Annotated in this window: 14 protein-coding genes and 1 tRNA gene; 6 read left to right on the forward strand and 9 right to left on the reverse strand. The window is 72.1% G+C overall.

From position 1 onward, the window contains the following. Positions 1-138: 138 nt before the first annotated feature. Both ABFX81_RS05300 and ABFX81_RS05305 read left to right on the forward strand, forming a co-directional pair. Positions 139-1,326 carry a thiolase family protein gene (locus ABFX81_RS05300; protein WP_346137676.1) on the forward strand — a complete coding sequence of 396 codons (1,188 nt, stop codon included), beginning with the start codon at positions 139-141 and terminating at the stop codon, positions 1,324-1,326. 71 nt (positions 1,327-1,397) lie between these two features. Further along, the gene (locus ABFX81_RS05305; protein WP_086853948.1) at positions 1,398-2,171 is read left to right on the forward strand and encodes a TSUP family transporter; all 774 of its coding nucleotides are present in this window, start codon (positions 1,398-1,400) and stop codon (positions 2,169-2,171) included. Here ABFX81_RS05305 and ABFX81_RS05310 read toward each other — a convergent pair. From ABFX81_RS05310 to ABFX81_RS05320, 3 genes are all read right to left on the reverse strand, one after another. Continuing rightward, a complete protein-coding gene (locus ABFX81_RS05310; protein WP_346137677.1) occupies positions 2,157-2,957 on the reverse strand; it encodes an HAD-IIA family hydrolase in 801 nt (266 codons plus the stop codon). The two genes, ABFX81_RS05305 and ABFX81_RS05310, sit on opposite strands and share 15 nt — an antisense overlap. Before the next feature lie 67 nt (positions 2,958-3,024). Then, entirely contained in the window at positions 3,025-5,100 is a 2,076-nt protein-coding gene (locus ABFX81_RS05315) for an MDR family MFS transporter (protein ID WP_346137678.1), read from the reverse strand. 99 nt (positions 5,101-5,199) lie between these two features. Beyond that, positions 5,200-5,742, reverse strand: a complete 543-nt coding sequence (locus ABFX81_RS05320; protein ID WP_086854447.1) for a DUF309 domain-containing protein — start codon at positions 5,740-5,742, stop codon at positions 5,200-5,202. Between the two features lie 99 nt (positions 5,743-5,841). Between ABFX81_RS05320 and ABFX81_RS05325 the strand changes: the two genes are divergently transcribed. Beyond that, positions 5,842-5,915, forward strand: a tRNA-Pro gene (locus tag ABFX81_RS05325). Between the two features lie 68 nt (positions 5,916-5,983). On the opposite strand, the gene ABFX81_RS05330 is transcribed toward ABFX81_RS05325, so the two are convergent. After that, positions 5,984-7,174 carry an FAD-dependent monooxygenase gene (locus ABFX81_RS05330; RefSeq protein WP_086854448.1) on the reverse strand — a complete coding sequence of 397 codons (1,191 nt, stop codon included), beginning with the start codon at positions 7,172-7,174 and terminating at the stop codon, positions 5,984-5,986. Between the two features lie 232 nt (positions 7,175-7,406). Between ABFX81_RS05330 and ABFX81_RS05335 the strand changes: the two genes are divergently transcribed. The 3 genes from ABFX81_RS05335 to ABFX81_RS05345 all read left to right on the forward strand — a co-directional run bounded on the left by ABFX81_RS05335 (position 7,407) and on the right by ABFX81_RS05345 (position 10,022). After that, on the forward strand, positions 7,407-8,069 hold the full coding sequence (locus tag ABFX81_RS05335) for an NUDIX domain-containing protein (RefSeq protein ID WP_086854449.1): 663 nt from the start codon (positions 7,407-7,409) through the stop codon (positions 8,067-8,069). 88 nt (positions 8,070-8,157) lie between these two features. Continuing rightward, positions 8,158-9,141, forward strand: a complete 984-nt coding sequence (locus ABFX81_RS05340; RefSeq protein ID WP_346137679.1) for an aldo/keto reductase — start codon at positions 8,158-8,160, stop codon at positions 9,139-9,141. Positions 9,142-9,197: 56 nt separating this feature from the next. Beyond that, complete coding sequence (locus ABFX81_RS05345) at positions 9,198-10,022, forward strand: DUF427 domain-containing protein (RefSeq protein ID WP_346137680.1); 825 nt, start codon at positions 9,198-9,200, stop codon at positions 10,020-10,022. A 76-nt stretch (positions 10,023-10,098) separates the two neighbouring features. On the opposite strand, the gene ABFX81_RS05350 is transcribed toward ABFX81_RS05345, so the two are convergent. The 5 genes from ABFX81_RS05350 to ABFX81_RS05370 all read right to left on the reverse strand — a co-directional run bounded on the left by ABFX81_RS05350 (position 10,099) and on the right by ABFX81_RS05370 (position 16,168). Then, complete coding sequence (locus tag ABFX81_RS05350; RefSeq protein WP_086854909.1) at positions 10,099-10,884, reverse strand: UTRA domain-containing protein; 786 nt, start codon at positions 10,882-10,884, stop codon at positions 10,099-10,101. Positions 10,885-10,928: 44 nt separating this feature from the next. After that, on the reverse strand, positions 10,929-12,425 hold the full coding sequence (locus ABFX81_RS05355) for a CoA-acylating methylmalonate-semialdehyde dehydrogenase (protein ID WP_086854910.1): 1,497 nt from the start codon (positions 12,423-12,425) through the stop codon (positions 10,929-10,931). A gap of 63 nt (positions 12,426-12,488) precedes the next feature. Next, the gene (iolD, locus tag ABFX81_RS05360) at positions 12,489-14,363 is read right to left on the reverse strand and encodes a 3D-(3,5/4)-trihydroxycyclohexane-1,2-dione acylhydrolase (decyclizing) (protein ID WP_086854911.1); all 1,875 of its coding nucleotides are present in this window, start codon (positions 14,361-14,363) and stop codon (positions 12,489-12,491) included. Next, positions 14,360-15,253, reverse strand: coding sequence for a 5-deoxy-glucuronate isomerase (gene iolB / locus ABFX81_RS05365; protein WP_086854912.1), 894 nt, complete (start codon positions 15,251-15,253; stop codon positions 14,360-14,362). The genes iolD and iolB overlap by 4 nt, the downstream gene beginning before the upstream one ends. 36 nt (positions 15,254-15,289) lie before the next feature. Continuing rightward, entirely contained in the window at positions 15,290-16,168 is an 879-nt protein-coding gene (locus ABFX81_RS05370) for a Cgl0159 family (beta/alpha)8-fold protein (RefSeq protein ID WP_086854913.1), read from the reverse strand. Positions 16,169-16,171: the final 3 nt, after the last annotated feature.

Raw genomic sequence — 16,171 nt, forward strand, 5'->3', positions numbered from 1 at the left:
AAGCACGGAGGCCGGTTGTTCCGGCCTGCGATGATGCCCTCCGAGCGCACCTCCGCCGCTGGAATCTTCACAGCAGCGGACCGAGGGTCTATAGTCCGAAACTAGCAGTGCTAATTAAGCGGTGTGAGGAGTCCTCTCGTGCGTCCCGTCCACTTCGCGGCCGCCCGCCGCACCCCCATCGGCAAGCTGCGCGGCTCCCTCTCGCCGGTACGGCCCGACGACCTCGCCGCCACCGTCGTCCGCGCCCTGGTCGGCGAGGTGCCCGCGCTGGACCCGGCCCGCGTCGACGACGTCTACTGGGGAGCCGCCAACCAGGCCGGCGAGGACAACCGCAACGTCGCCCGCATGGCCGCGCTGCTCGCCGGCCTCCCCGAGTCCGTGCCCGGCGCCACCGTCAACCGTCTCTGCGCCTCGGGACTGGAGGCCGTGACCACGGCAGCCCGCACCATCGCCTCAGGCGAGGCCGACATCGTGATCGCGGGAGGCTCCGAGTCGATGAGCCGCGCTCCCTTCGTCCTGCCCCGCCCCGACGAGGCCCTGCCGCACCGCATCGAGACCGTGGACACCCGCCTCGGCTGGCGCCTGGTCAACCCCGCCATGCGGGACCTGCACGGCCTGCTCTCGATGGGCGAGACGGCGGAGGAGGTCGCCGCGCGCTACGGCATCCCCCGCGAACGCCAGGACGACTTCGCCCTGCGCAGCCACCAACGCGCCGCCCTCGCCCGCAAGAACGGCCACTTCGACGACGAGCTCCTGCCCGTGGAACGCCCCGACGGGGTGGTCGTCGACACCGACGAGTGCGTCCGCGAAGACACCTCGTACGAGAAGCTGTCCCGGCTGAAGCCCGTCTTCCGGGAGGGCGGCACGGTCACCGCGGGCAACGCCTCCCCGATGAACGACGGCGCCGCCGGTCTCCTCCTGGTCAGCGAGGACGCCCTGCGCGAACTGGGCCTGGAGTCCCTGGGCCGCTACGTCGCCGGAACGTCGGCAGGCGTCCACCCCGACGTCATGGGCATCGGCCCGGTCCCCGCGACCCGCAAGGCACTCACCCGGGCCGGCTGGGACGTCGGCGACCTGGAGGAGGCCGAGTTCAACGAGGCCTTCGCGGCCCAGGCCCTGGCCTGCGTGGACCAGCTCGGCATCGACCCCGAGCTGGTCAACCCCAGCGGAGGAGCCATCGCCCTCGGCCACCCGCTCGGCTGCTCTGGCGCCCGCATCCTGACGACGCTGCTCCACCGGATGCGGCGTACGGGTGCACGGCGGGGACTGGCGACGATGTGTGTCGGGGTGGGCCAGGGGAGCGCGCTGCTGGTCGAGCGGGCGTAGCCACCCACTTCGTGCCACCAGGCGAGACGGCACTGCCGACCCGGTTCGTTGCACATAGCATCAGTGCTCGCATGAACACGATGACGCTCTGGCACATCACCGGCTGGGAGTTCGCCGCGCTCGCCTTCGCGGCCCTGCTCGTCGGCTTCTCGAAGACCGCCGTGAGCGGGGCCAACACAGTCAGCCTCGCCATCTTCGCCGCGGTGCTGCCCGCCCGCGCCTCCACCGGCGTGCTGCTGCCGGTCCTGATCGCCGGGGACCTGCTCGCCGTCGCCACCTACCGGCGGCACGCCCACTGGCCCACGCTGTGGCGGCTGTTCCCGGCGGTCGCCGCGGGCGTCGTCGTCGGCACGGTGTTCCTGATGTGGGCGGACGACGCGATCGTACGGACCTCGATCGGCGCGATCCTGCTGCTGATGGCCGCGGTGACGGTCTGGCGCAGGCGTACGGCGGAGGCCGAGCAGGAGCCGGAGTCGGTCACGACCCGGGCGGGCCGGATCAAGGCCCGCTCCTACGGCGTCCTCGGCGGCTTCACCACCATGGTCGCCAACGCGGGCGGCCCGGTGATGTCGATGTACCTGCTGTCCGCGGGCTTCCGCAAGCTCGGTTTCCTCGGCACGTCGGCCTTCTTCTTCCTGATCGTCAACGTCTCCAAGCTGCCCTTCAGCGCCGGCCTCGGCCTGATCGACGGCCGCTCCCTGCTGCTCGACCTGGCGCTCGTGGCGTTCGTCGTGCCCGGCGCGCTCTTCGGCAAGTGGGCGGTCAACAAGATCAACCAGCGGCTGTTCGAACAGCTGGTCATCGCGGCGACGGTCGTGGGCGGGTTGCAGCTACTGCTGCGCTGAACCCCGCAGCAGTGCCGGAAGGTCCGCGAAGGAGTCGATCACGTGGTCGGGCGTGCCGTCGGCGGCCCGGAGCACCTCCGGCTGGAACTTGCCGGTCCGGACGAGGACCCCGGTGATCCCGGCCCGCTGCGCCGCGAGCACGTCGGACTCGACGTCGTTGCCCACCATCACGGCCTCGCCCGCACTCGCGCCCAGCCGGGCGAGCGCCGCCTCGAAGAACGCCCGGGCCGGCTTCCCGGTGATCTCGGCCTCCACCCGGGCGGCCTGCTCCAGCCCGGCCAGGAACGCACCGGCGTCCAGCCGCAGTCCCTCGGCCGTACGCCAGTACAGGTTGCGGTGCATGGCGACCAGCCGGGCCCCGCGCTGGAGATGCCCGAAGGCCCGGTCCAGCGCCGCGTAGCCGAACTCCGGACCGGCCCCGCCGACCAGCACGACATCCGGCACGGGGCCGGAGTCCGCCGGGTCGACGACGACCACACCATCGAGGTCCTCCGCGATGTCGCCGCTGTTGAGCAGGGCGCACCGGGCGCCGGGGCAGTGCTCGGCGAGGTAGGAGGCGGTGGCGGCGGGCGCGGTCAGGATGTCCTCGGCGGACACCGGGAACCCCGCGTCCGTGAGCGTCCCGGCGATCGACGCCCGGGTGCGGGACGTGGTGTTGGTGACCAGCAGCACGGCGAGCCCGGCATCCCGGATATCCCGCAACGCCTCCACGGCCCCGGGCAAGGGCCGCCACGAGACGGTCAGCACCCCGTCGATGTCGACGAGCACGGCACGTACGGACTCCATGCCTGGACGATAACCACGGTGGGGCGTGTCCGCCGGTCGGTACCCGGGGCAGAGCGGCAGCCGCCCGTCACGCCGTGCTGGTCGCCAGGACCTTCGCCGGCCTGGCCGGCAGACCGTGGCTCAGGTCCTCCACCAGCAGCCGCTTGGCGATCGCGTCGACCGCGACGCGCAGGTCGCTGTCCGACGGACGGCCGATGTCCTGCCCCAGCCGGTCCTCCAGCCAGGAGGCCCAGGCCCTGGTGATGACCGCGGCCTCGCGGGCACCGGCCTCGGTGTGGGACAGGAGGGAGCCGTCGCGGGTCAGGAATCCCTCGTCGACCATCCGCTCGAAGACCGGCAGCAACACCTCGGGCGGCATCCGGCGCCGCGCGGCGATGAGTCCGAGACTGGCATGACCGACCATCCGCGAGAACAGCTCGACCTGCATCACCGCCCAGGCACCCGCCACATCGAGCCGGGTGTCCGACTCCAGGATGATCCGGCGCGCGGTGTCCAGGTCCGTACTGCCGATGATCTTTCCGACGGCGGCCTCCAGCACTCGTCGGGAGTCCGCGCCGCCCGGCGAGGCGAAGCCCTCGCCCATGTCGGTCGACCCGGTCCGCGCGGTGTCGCGCAGCCGGACCTGCTTGAGGAACAGGGCGACGAGGAAGCCCAGGGCGGCCACCGGCACCGTCCACAGGAACACGGTCTGGAGGGTGTCGGCGTAGGCGTCGATGATCGGGGCGGCCGTGGCCGGCGGCAGCTCGTGCACGCCGTCCGGGCTGGTCGCCGCCCCGGCGAGGGTGTCCGGCTCCACGCCGCCGGTCTGCGCCGCCCGCGCCACCCCCTCGCGGAGGTTGGGCGCCAGCGCGTTGGTGTAGATCGTGCCGAAGACGGCCGTACCGAACGAGCTGCCCAGCGTGCGGAAGAAGGTCACGCCGGAGGTCGCCGTGCCCAGGTCGGCGTAGTCGACGGTGTTCTGCACCGCGATCGTCAGCACCTGCATGCACAGACCGATGCCGGTGCCCATGACGAACATGTACAGCGACTCCAGCCCCGAGCCGGTGTCCGGCCCCATGCGGGACATCAGGAACAGACCGGCGCCCATCACCAGCGCGCCGACGATCGGGAACACTCGGTACCGCCCGGTCCTGCTGACGACGCCGCCGCTGAAGACCGACGCGATGAGCAGCCCGGCCACCATCGGCAGCGTCCGCACGCCGGACACCGTGGCCGAGTCACCGTCGACGTACTGGAGATACGTCGGCAGATACGTCAGCGCGCCGAGCATCGCGAAGCCGACGATGAAGCTCAGCACCGAGCAGACGGTGAACACCGGGTTGGCGAACAGCCGCATGGGCAGCATCGGCTCGCGCGCCCGGGTCTCCACCCAGCAGAACAGACCGAGTGCGACCACACCGCCCACGAACAGGGCGATGATCACGCCCGAGCCCCACGCGTACTCGTTGCCGCCCCAACTCGTCGCCAGGATCAGCGCGCTCGCGCCGGCCGCGACGAGCGCGATGCCCAGATAGTCGATGACCGGCCGGGACACCGACTTCACGACCGGGATGGTGCGGGCGGCCGCCGCGACGACCACGATCGCGATGGGCACGTTGACGTAGAACGCCCACCGCCACGTCAGATGGTCGGTGAAGAGCCCGCCGAGCAGCGGCCCGATGACGGTGGCCACACCGAACACCGCGCCGATCGCGCCCTGGTACTTGCCGCGCTCGCGCAGCGGAATGACGTCGGCGATCAACGCCATCGACGTGACCATCAGCCCGCCGGCGCCGATGCCCTGCATCGCCCGCCAGGCGATCAACATGGACATGTTGGTGGCCAGACCGCACAGGAACGAGCCCGTGATGAACACGATCGCCGAGACCTGGAAGACCACCTTGCGGCCGAACAGATCGCCGAACTTGCCGACCAGCACGGTCGCGACGGTCTCCGCGAGCAGGTACGAGGTGACCACCCACGACATGTGGTCCGCCCCGCCCAGGTCCGAGACGATGGTCGGCAGAGCGGTGCCGACGATGGTCTGGTCGAGGGCCGCGAGCAGCATCCCCAGCATGATCGTCACGAAGACGACGTTGCGGCGACGGGTGTCCAGCACCGGGGGCTGGGAGGCGGGCAGTGCGGTTTCCTCCACGACGGTCACGACGTCACCCTCACACCAGTGGACTACGTGCGCATGCCAGAACGTCCGCACGGGTGCCCGGTGATGGGCGCGCCAGTCGTGTCAGTCGTGGGGGTGCTGTCAGCGCCCGGCGTCCGCACCCCGCAACCGGGGCGCCCGCGCCCCCGCGTCCACCGGCCGGCCCTCCCGCTCCACGTCCTCGGCCAGCCCCCGTGCCCAGGCGGCGACGCTCGCGACGTCGATCCCGTGTGGCGTCGCCTTCCCGGAGCCGGACGCCCACGCCTCGGCCGCGCCCGCACCGCGCCGCAGCAGGCGTACCCCGCCCGTGAGGTTGCCGCGGGCGGTGTGTGTCAGGCCCACCGCGAGCTGGGCGAGCCCGCGCCACAGTTCCCGCTCCGCGTCGGGGCCCGACTTCCAGGCGTCCTCGAAGACCTCGTGCGCGTGGAACGGCTTCCCCTCGTCCAGCAGCCGCTGCGCCTCGACGACGGTCTCCTCCGGGGTGCGGACGACGCCCTCGGGCTGCCGCGGCACCCCCGGCGCGTCGTACGGCAGGGGCCGGCCGAGACCGTCCCGCGGCCGGGCGTTGCGCGCCCGCCCCTCGCTGTCGCGGTCGCGTGCGCCGCCCGGCCGTCCCGTGCTTTCCTCACTGCCTGTGCTGCCCATACGCCGATTGTCCCGCCCGGGCCGCTTTCGGCGCGGCCAGGGGTGTGAGGTAAAGTGCTGTTCGCGCGATCACGCGGTTCACCGCGGCGGTGCGCGCACCGGGACGTGGCGCAGCTTGGTAGCGCACTTGACTGGGGGTCAAGGGGTCGCAGGTTCAAATCCTGTCGTCCCGACGGTGCGGAAGGCCTCCGCGGGCAACAGCCTGCGGAGGCCTTTTCCTTTGGGCCGGGGGAGCAGGCGATCAAGGCACCCGGTGTCCGTAGAGCCAGTCCAGCCGGCGGTGGTAGGCGCGGGGAGCGAGTTTCCCCAGGAACCACAGGGGCAGGTGGGCGAAGGTGCTTCCCTGATGGAACCGCTGCCCGTTCTGGCGTGATCCGGCCTGGACACGTGCGGTACGCGGCCGCCGCGTGGCGGAGTAGGAGAGCAGCGCCCGGGGCACGTCGTCGGTGCCTTCGAGCCGGTGGGCGAGCACCTGTGCGTCCTCGATGGCCATGGTGGCACCCTGGGCCAGGTACGGCAGCATGGGATGGCACGCGTCACCGAGGAGCGCGACGCGTCCGTCGGTCCAGGTCTCCAGGGGCTCGCGGTCGAACAACGCCCAGCGGTAGTGGGCGTCCGCCTCCCGGAGGGTGGTGGTGACCGTGGGGTGCCAGCCCTCGAAGTCGGCCAGCGCGTCCTGCCGTGTGCCGCGCTCGGTCCAGGACTCTCCCCGCCACTCGTCGCGCTCCACGACCGCCACGAGATTGGCCAGTGCCCCGCCCCGGAGCCGGTAGGTGATCGCGTGACGCCGGTCGCCCACCCACAGGCACGCGGTGGGCGGGGGCGCGTCACGCCCCAGACGCTCGACCGGGACGGTGACCCGCCAGGCGACATGGCCGGTGAACCGGGGCTCGCCCGCCCCCAGCATCTGACCGCGGATCACCGAGTGGATGCCGTCGGCACCGACGAGCAGGCTGCCGCTGACGCGCCGGCCCGAGTCGAGCAGTGCCGTGACCTCCTCGGGGCTCTGCTCGTAGCTCTTCACCGCCGACCCGGTGTGGAGCGTGATGTCCAGGCCACTGCCGACCGTCCCGGTGTGGAGGACGTCGATCAGGTCCGCACGGTGGACGTGCAGATAAGGGGCGCCCCACCGCCGTACGGCGGTCTCGGCGAGTTCGATGCGGAACACGTGCCGACCTGAACGGCCGAGCCGCATCTCGACGGCCTCGGGACGGAACGTCGTGGGCAGCAGCCCCTCCAGCACCCCGAGGGAGCTCAGCACGCGCACCCCGTTGGGACTGAGCTGGATTCCCGCGCCGATCTCCCCGATGGCCGCCGCCCGCTCCAGCACGGTCACGCGCCACCCGGCACGGCCGAGGGCGAGCGCGGTGGCCAGTCCGCCGATACCGGCGCCGACGACGAGCGCGTGCCTGTTGCTCCGGCCGGTTTCCATGGGTCCTCCCCCGTGAGGCGAATCGAAGCGCCGTGGCCCGCAGGCCTGCCGCAGAGGCCGCGACACCGGCCTCCCACTGTCTCCCGGCTCACCGGGCGACGGGCAGGCGCAGACGCGTCACCTCCCGTGTCCGACACCCGTGCCGATCCGGAGCGTGCGGCACCGGGCGGTCCCGGATGGTAGAAGCGGGCATGACCACTTCGCCCTTCTCCGCCCGCCCGGCCGGTGCCCGATGACCGCCGGCATCGACACCCCTGACCGCAGGGGCCGCACCGGACTCGACCGGACCGGCCGGGACCTGACCGGCAACCCCCGCGTCAAGGTGCGGGACGTGAAGCTCCTGTCCAGCCACTGGTACGTCGAGCGGACCACGACCTTCGACTTCCGGCACGCCGACGGCACCTGGAGCACCCAGGAACGCGAGACACACGACCGCGGCAACGGGGCCACCATGCTGCTGTACGACACCGAACGCGAAACCGTGCTGCTCACCCGCCAGTTCCGCTTCCCCGTGTACGTCAACGGGCACCCCGACGGCATGCTCGTCGAGACCCCGGGCGGCCTGCTCGACGACGATGACGAGCACCCGGAGATCGCGGTGCGGCGCGAGGTCGTGGAGGAGACCGGCCACACCATCGGCGAGGTCCGGCACGTCTTCGACGTCTATATGAGCCCCGGCTCGGTCACCGAACGCGTCAGCTTCTACGCCGCCGCCTACGGCCCGTCGACCCGCACCCACGAGGGTGGCGGTCTGGACGAGGAGGGCGAGGACATCGAGATTTTCGAGCTGCCCTTCCGCAGGGCCCTGGAGATGATCCGCACCGGTGAGATCGCCGACGCGAAGACCATCATGCTGCTGCAGTGGGCGGCGCTGGAGGGACCGTTCGCCGACTGACCCGTGCGGGTCTTGACTTGAAGTGCGCTTCAAGATGAAGACTGCCGTTCGTGCCCCGACCCCCGGGGCGCGCACGGGAGGAGCAGCCATGAAGTACCGCACGATCGGCACGGATCCGCACACCCGCCGCGAGGTGAGCGTCCTCGCGCTCGGCGCCATGCTGTTCGGATCGGTGACGGACGAGAAGACGTCCTTCGCCGTCCTCGACCGCTACGTCGAAGCCGGCGGGAACTTCATCGACACGTCCGACAACTACGCCTTCTGGGTCGACGGCGGCCAGGGCGGCCAGAGCGAGGAACTCCTCGGCCGCTGGCGGCGCAGCCGCGGCATCGGCGACGAGATCGTCATCGCGACCAAGCTCGGTGCCCGCCCCCTGGCCCCCGGCACCAGCTATGTCGACAACGCCGAGGGCCTGTCGGCGAAGGTGATCCGCGAGTCCGCCGAACGCAGCCGCGAGCGGCTCGGCGTGGCGAAGCTGGACCTGCTGTACGCCCACATCCAGGACCACGAGGTCCCGCTCCAGGAGACCGTCGAGGGCTTCGCCGCCCTGGTCGCCGAGGGCACCGTCGGACTGCTCGGCGTGAGCAACCACGCCGCCTGGTGGGTGGAGCGGGCCCGCGCACTCGCCGCCGCGGCCGGACTGCCCGGCTACGAGGTGCTCCAGTACGCGCACAGCCACCTGCGCCCCCGCACCGACGTACCCGAGAGCCTCTTCCCGGACGGCAGCCTCGGCCACGCCGGCCCCGACCTGCTGAGCTACCTGCGGGCCGAGCCGGGACTGACCCTGGTCGCCTACTCGCCGCTGCTGAAGGGCGCCTACACCCACCCGGACCGGCTGCCCGCGGACTTCGACCACCCCGGCACCCCCGCCAGGCTGGCGGTGCTGCGGGAGGTGGCCCGGGAGACCGGGGCGACCGTCAACCAGGTCGTGCTGGCCTGGCAGATCGGCGGTGAGCTGCCGATCGTCCCGCTGGCCGGGGTCTCCTCGGTGGCCCAGCTGGAGGAGAACCTCGCCGCGGTGGACCTGGAACTGACCGCCGGGCAGCGGGCCAGGCTGGACGCGGCCCACTGAGCTCGTGGGACCGTGGAGGGAACCGGACATCCGGACCTCCGGAAGGAGCACCGGCCATGACCACCCACCCGGCCCACCCCGCCGCCCGGTCGATCAGGACCACCCCCGAAGGCCTCATGTGGGAGCCCAGCGAGCGCTGGGTGCGCGGCCGCAAGGGCGACGTCACCGTCGTCGACAGCCGGCACCCCGTCCTCGTCTGGGAACCCCACCTGCCCGTACCGCAGTACGCCTTCCCGCACGACGAGGTCCGCACCGACCTCCTCCGCCCGGCGCAGAACCCGCCCACCGGCAAGCACACCGGCTCCCGGATCTTCTACGACCTCGACGCCGACGGCGAGGTGCGCGCGAACGCGGCCTGGACGTTCCCCGCCGACGACCTGGCCGGCCACATCGCCTTCGAGTGGTTCCTGCGCACCGACACGGGCCTGGACCACTGGTACGAGGAGGAGGAAGAGATCTTCATCCACCCCCGTGACCCGCACAAACGCGTCGACGCGCTGCCCAGCAGCCGCCATGTCCGGGTCGAGATCGACGGCCGGGTCGTCGCGGACACCCACGCCCCCGTCCTGCTCTTCGAGACGTCCCTGCCGACCCGGTACTACCTCCCCCGCGAGGACGTCCGCCTGGACCTGTTCGACGCCACGGACCACAGCACCGGATGCCCCTACAAGGGCACCGCCGAGTACTGGTCCTGGCGCGACGAGGGCGATGTGCCGCCCAACATCGTCTGGAGCTACCCCGAGCCGCTGCCCGCCGTGGCGGCGATCCAGGGACGCGTCGCCTTCTTCAACGAGGCCGTCGACATCACGCTGGACGGCGAACGCCTGGAGCGCCCGGACACGCCGTTCAGCCGGATGCTGCGGAAGGGGGACCGCTCTTGAAGCTGCCGGCCAGGGCGTCGAGGCCGGCCGCGAGGCCCTCGGAACCGCCCCGCTCGCACCCGCGCTCGGAGTCCGGTCACGGCCTGACCAGCAACTGGAAGTCGAACGTGTACCGCGACGCACGGTAGATGTGCGTGCCGTACTCGACCGCACGCCCGGTGTCGTCGTAAGCCGTGCGCTGCATGGTGAGCAGCGCCGCTCCCTCCTCCTCGTCCAGGCACGCGGCCTCCTCCGCCGTGGCCGCGCGGGCGCCGACGCTTTGCCGGGCGCTGTGCAGGGTGATGCCCGCCGAGCGCATCATCCGGTACAGGCCCGTCGACTCCAGGCGTGTGTCGTCGAGGGGCACGAGAGACGCCGGCAGGTAGTTGCACAGCAGGGCCACCGGCTGGCCGTGGGTGCGGCGCAGCCGGTCCAGGACGGTGACCTCGCTGCCCTCCGCGACGCCGAGCGCCGCTGCCACGTCGCAGGAGGCCGGGACGACCTCGTTGCGCACGACCTGGGTGGTGGGTCCCTGCCCGGCCTCCTCCAGGTCGTCGTAGAGGCTGCTCAGCTCCAGGGGGCGCTTGACCTGGCTGTGCACCACCTGTGTGCCGACCCCGCGCCGCCGGACCAGCAGTCCCTTGTCGACGAGGGACTGGATGGCCTGGCGGACGGTGGGGCGGGACAGGCCGAGGCGCACCGAGAGGTCGACCTCGTTGCCCAGGAGGTTGCCCGGGGCGAGGACCCCGTGCTCGATCGCCGACTCCAGCTGCTGCGCGAGCTGGTAGTACAGCGGCACGGGACTGCCCCGGTCCAGGGCGAAGTCCAGCGCGCTGAGCGCGGGGACTGCTGCCGTGCGGGCCCGGTCACCGGTCCTCGCCATGGATTACCCCCCATCGGTGTGCCACGGACTGCCCCCCTTCGGCGTCAGGAGTTGCTCGGGAAGCCGAGGTTGATGCCGCCCGCGTCGGCCGGGTCCGGCCAGCGGGTGGTGATGACCTTGCCCTGGGTGTAGAAGGCGATGCCGTCGTTGCCGTAGACGTGCAGGTCGCCGAAGAGCGAGTCCTTCCAGCCGCCGAAGGAGTGGTAGCCCACCGGGACCGGGATGGGGACGTTGACGCCGACCATGCCGGCCTTGACCTCCAGCTGGAAGCGGCGGGCGGCGCCGCCGTCCCGGGTGAAGATCGCGGTGCCGTTGCCCCAGCGGGAGTCGTTGATCAGCTTGATGGCCTCTTCGTACGTGTCCGCGCGGACCACGCACAGCACCGGGCCGAAGATCTCGTCGCGGTACGCGTCCGCCGTCAGCGGCACCCGGTCCAGGAGGGAGACGCCGAGGAAGAAGCCGTCCTCGTGGCCGTCGACCGAGAAGCCCGTGCCGTCGACGACGACCTCGGCGCCCTGCTCGGCGGCCGACGACACGTAGGACGCCACCTTGTCGCGGTGCTCACGGGTGATCAGCGGTCCCATCTCGGACGCAGGGTCGTCGCCGGGGCCGATCCGCAGGTTCTTCGCCCGCTCGGCGATCTTGCCGACCAGCTCGTCACCGGTGTCGCCGACCGCGACCACGACCGACACGGCCATGCAGCGCTCGCCCGCCGAGCCGTACGCCGCGTTGATCGCCTGGTCGGCGGCGTGGTCCAGGTCGGCGTCGGGCAGGACCAGCATGTGGTTCTTGGCGCCGCCCAGGGCCTGCACCCGCTTGCCGTGCTCGACGGCCTTGAGCTGGATGTACTTGGCGATCGGGGTCGAGCCGACGAAGGAGACCGCCTCGATGTCCGGGTGCTCCAGGACGCGGTCCACGGCCGTCTTGTCGCCCTGCACGACGTTCAGGACGCCGTCCGGCAGGCCCGCTTCGGAGGCCAGCTCGGCCAGGCGGAGGGAGGCGGAGGGGTCCTTCTCCGACGGCTTCAGCACGAACGTGTTGCCGCACGCGATGGCGAGGGGGAACATCCACATCGGCACCATCGCCGGGAAGTTGAACGGCGTGATGCCCGCGACCACGCCCAGCGGCTGGCGGATCGAGGCGACGTCGACCCGGGTGGAGACCTGCGTGGACAGCTCGCCCTTGAGCTGGACGCTGATCCCGCACGCGAGCTCCACGATCTCCATGCCGCGCGCGACCTCGCCGAGCGCGTCGGAGTGCACCTTGCCGTGCTCGGCGGTGATCAGCTCGGCGATCTCGTCGCGGTGGGCGTCCAGCAGCTCGCGGTACTTGAACAGGACCGCCGTGCGCTTGGCGAGCGAGGACTCCCCCCAGGACTCGAACGCGGCCTTGGCGGAGGCGACGGCGGCGTCCACCTCGTCGACGGTCGCGAACGCGACCTGCTTCTCCTGGGCGCCGGTGGCCGGGTTGTAGACGGGGCCGAAGCGGCCGGAGGTGCCCTCGACGGGCTTGCCGTCGATCCAGTGGGTGATGGTCTTCATGGGGAGCAAGGGCCTTTCGTGGAGCCTGATTTCACGGGGAGTTCGCGGGGACTTCGCGGGAGTTCAGAGGTGGCGACGGCGTCCGGCGACCTGCCGTTCGTAGCGCTCGCGGGCCTCGACGGCGGCCTCGCGGGAGGCGGTCTCGGCCACCGGCACGTCCCACCAGGCCTCGGCCGGGGGAGCGGTCGGGGCCGGGTCGGTCTCGACGTACACGCAGGTCGGCCGGTCGGAGGAACGGGCCGTGGCCAGCGCCTCGCGCAGCTCGCGCACCGTCTTGGCGCGCAGGACGTCCATGCCGAGGCTGGCCGCGTTGGCGGCCAGGTCGACGGGCAGCGGGGCGCCGGTGAAGGTGCCGTCGGCGGCCCGGAAGCGGTAGGCGGTGCCGAACCGCTCGCCGCCGGTCTCCTCCGACAGACCGCCGATGGAGGCGTAGCCGTGGTTCTGGAGGAGGACGATGTTGAGCGGCAGGCCCTCCTGGACGGCCGTGACGATCTCCGTCGGCATCATGAGGTAGGTGCCGTCGCCGACCAGCGCCCACACCGGCGTACCGGGAGCGGCCTGCTGGACGCCGATGCCGGCCGGGATCTCGTAGCCCATGCAGGAGTAGCCGTACTCCAGGTGGTACTGGCGCGGGCTGCGGGAGCGCCACAGCTTGTGCAGGTCGCCGGGGAGCGAGCCGGCCGCGTTGATCACCACGTCGTCGTCGCCGACGGCCGCGTCCAGCGCGCCGAGCACCTGCGTCTGGGTCGGGACCGCGCTCTCGTCGTCGGCGCGGTAGGCGGCCTCGACGACCTCGTCCCAGCGCTCCTTGCCGGCGCGGTACGCGGCCTCGTACGCCTCGCTCACCCGGTGTCCGGAGAGCGCCTCCAGCAGCCTTTCGAGGCCCGACCGCGCGTCGCACACCAGCGTGCGCGCGGCCAGCTTGTGCGCGTCGAAGCCGGTGATGTTGAGGTTGAGGAACCGCACGTCCGAATTCTGGAAGAGCGTGCCGGAGGCCGTGGTGAAGTCCGTGTAGCGGGTGCCCACGCCGATGACGAGGTCCGCGGCGCGGGCGAGGTCGTCGCTGACGGCCGTGCCGGTGTGGCCGATGCCGCCGAGGTCGGCGGGGTGGTCGTGGCGGAGCGACCCCTTGCCGGCCTGGGTCGAGGCGACCGGGATGCCGGTGGCGTCCACGAACGCCCTCAGCGCCGACTCGGCCTCGCTGTGGTGGACGCCGCCGCCCGCGACGATCAGGGGGCGCTCGGCCGACCGGATCGCGTCGACGGCCGCCGTCAGCTCCACCGGGTCGGGCGCGGGACGCCGTACGTACCAGACGCGCTCGGCGAAGAACTCCTCCGGCCAGTCGTACGCCTCCGCCTGCACGTCCTGGGGCAGGGCCAGGGTGACGGCGCCGGTCTCGGCCGGGTCGGCCAGCACGCGCATCGCCTGGAGCGCCGACGGGATCAGCGCCTCGGGGCGGGTGATCCGGTCGAAGTACCTGGACACCGGGCGCAGGGTGTCGTTGACCGACACGTCGGCCTCGACCGGGTGCTCCAGCTGCTGGAGCAGCGGGTCGGCGGAGTGCGTGGCGAAGTAGTCGCCGGGCAGGAGCAGCACCGGCAGCCGGTTGATCGTCGCCAGGGCGGCACCGGTGACCAGGTTGGTCGCGCCCGGGCCGATCGAGGTCGTCACGGCCTGCGCGGACAGGCGGTTGAGCTGCCGGGCGTAGCCGACCGCCGCGTGCACCATCGACTGCTCGTTGCGGCCCTGGTGGAACGGCATGACATCTTCGCCCGCCTCCAGGAGCGCCTGGCCGACACCCGCCACGTTGCCGTGGCCGAAGATCCCCCAGGTCCCGGCGATCAGCTGGCGGCGCACGCCGTCCCGCTCGGTGTACTGGGCGGACAGGAACCGCACCAGGGCCTGGGCGGTCGTCAGTCGGCGGGTGCGGGCGCTCATGCGGAGGTCTCCGGGGCGGTGTAGAGGGGGAGTCGGGGATCGACCGGCTGGTCCGGCCAGGTGTCGCGGACCCAGGCGTGGTCGGGGTGGTCGCAGATCAGCCAGGCGCGCTCGGCCTCCGGGCCCGCCATGACGTTGAGGTAGTACATGTGGTGGCCGGGCGTGGCCATCGACGGCCCGTGCCAGCCGTCCGGGATCAGGACGACGTCGCCGTCGCGGACCTCGGCCAGGACATCGGTGTCGCGGCCCGGTCCGGACGGGGAGACGCGCTGGTAGCCGAGGCCGGGGATGCCGTCGTGGCCGGCGAACTCGAAGTAGTAGATCTCCTCCAGCACGGACTCCTCGCCCGGCCGGTGCTCGTCGTGCTTGTGCGGCGGGAACGACGACCAGTTGCCGCCCGGGGTGATCACCTCGACCGCGATGAGCTTGTCGCACTCGAACACGCCCGCCGCGCCGAAGTTGTTGACCTGCCGGGAGCAGTTCCCGGTGCCCCGCAGCTCCACGGGCACCTCGGAGGCCGGGCCGTAGCGGGCGGGCAGCCGGCGGGTGCAGCGCGCGCCGGTCAGCGCGAACCGGCCGCCGCCGGCGGACGTCACGGTCGCCCGGGCGTCGCGCGGCACGTACGCGAAGTCGCTGACGCCGCTGAAGACGTCCCGGCGGCCCTGGAGCTCGAAGGTGTCCTGGCCGAAGTCGTCCGTCGCGGCGACCGTACAGCCGCCGCTCAGCGGGACGACGATCCACTCGCTGTCGCCGGCCTCGAAGGAGTGCGTGCCGCCCGGCGGCAGCTCCAGGATCCGCAGGCTGGAGTGGTCCCAGCCGGCCTTCTCGGGCGTGACGTCGACGATGTAGGGGACGCCGAGGGCCTTACCCGCGGGAAGGTGATACGTCATCGTGTGCCTTTCGGGTCACAGCAGGTGCCTCTTGCATCACAGCAGGCCGACGGCCGTGTCCACCGCCTCTTCCACGCTGCCCCCGGCCGGGTAGAGCAGCGAGCGCCCGACGACCAGACCCTGCACGGTGGGCAGGCGCAGGGCCTTGCGCCAGCGTTCGTACGCGCCCTCCTGGTCGCCGCCCACCTCGCCGCCGAGCAGCACGACCGGGAGCGTGGAGGTCTCCAGCACCTGGGCCATGTCGTCCGGGTCGTCGGTGACGGGCAGCTTCAGCCAGGTGTAGGCGGAGGTGCCGCCCAGCCCCGAGGAGATCGCGACGGACCGGGTGACGGCCTCGGCGGACAGGTCGTTGCGCACCTTGCCGTCGACCCGCCGGGAGATGAACGGCTCGACGAAGAGGGGGAGTTGCCGGGCCGCCATGGCGTCGATCGCCCGTGCGGTGGACTCCAGGGTGGTGAGCGAGCCCGGGTCGTCGTAGTCGATGCGGACCAGGAGCTTGCCCGCGTCGAAGCGGAGCCGGGCGATGTCCTCGGCGCGGTGGCCGGTGAAACGGTCGTCCATCTCGAACGTGGCGCCGGCGAGGCCGCCGCGGTTCATCGAGCCCATGACGACCTTGTTCTCCAGCACCCCGAGCAGGAGCAGGTCCTCGAGGATGTCGGCGGTGGCGAGCACCCCGTCGACCCCGGGCCTCGACAGCGCGACGCAGAGCCGTTCCAGCAGTTCGGCGCGGTTGGCCATGGCCAGGCGCCGGTCACCGACCCCGAGGGCGCCGCGCGCCGGGTGGTCGGCGGCCACGATCATCAGCCGGCCGCTGTCGCCGATCAGCGGCCGGCGCACCCGGCGGGCGGCCGCCTCGGCGACGGCCTCGGGATTCCGGGCCCGGACCGTGGTGAGGTCGGGGATGCCGATGTTCAATGC

Origin of the sequence: Streptomyces coeruleofuscus (assembly GCF_039532725.1) — a bacterium.
GTDB classification, from domain to species: domain Bacteria; phylum Actinomycetota; class Actinomycetes; order Streptomycetales; family Streptomycetaceae; genus Streptomyces; species Streptomyces coeruleofuscus.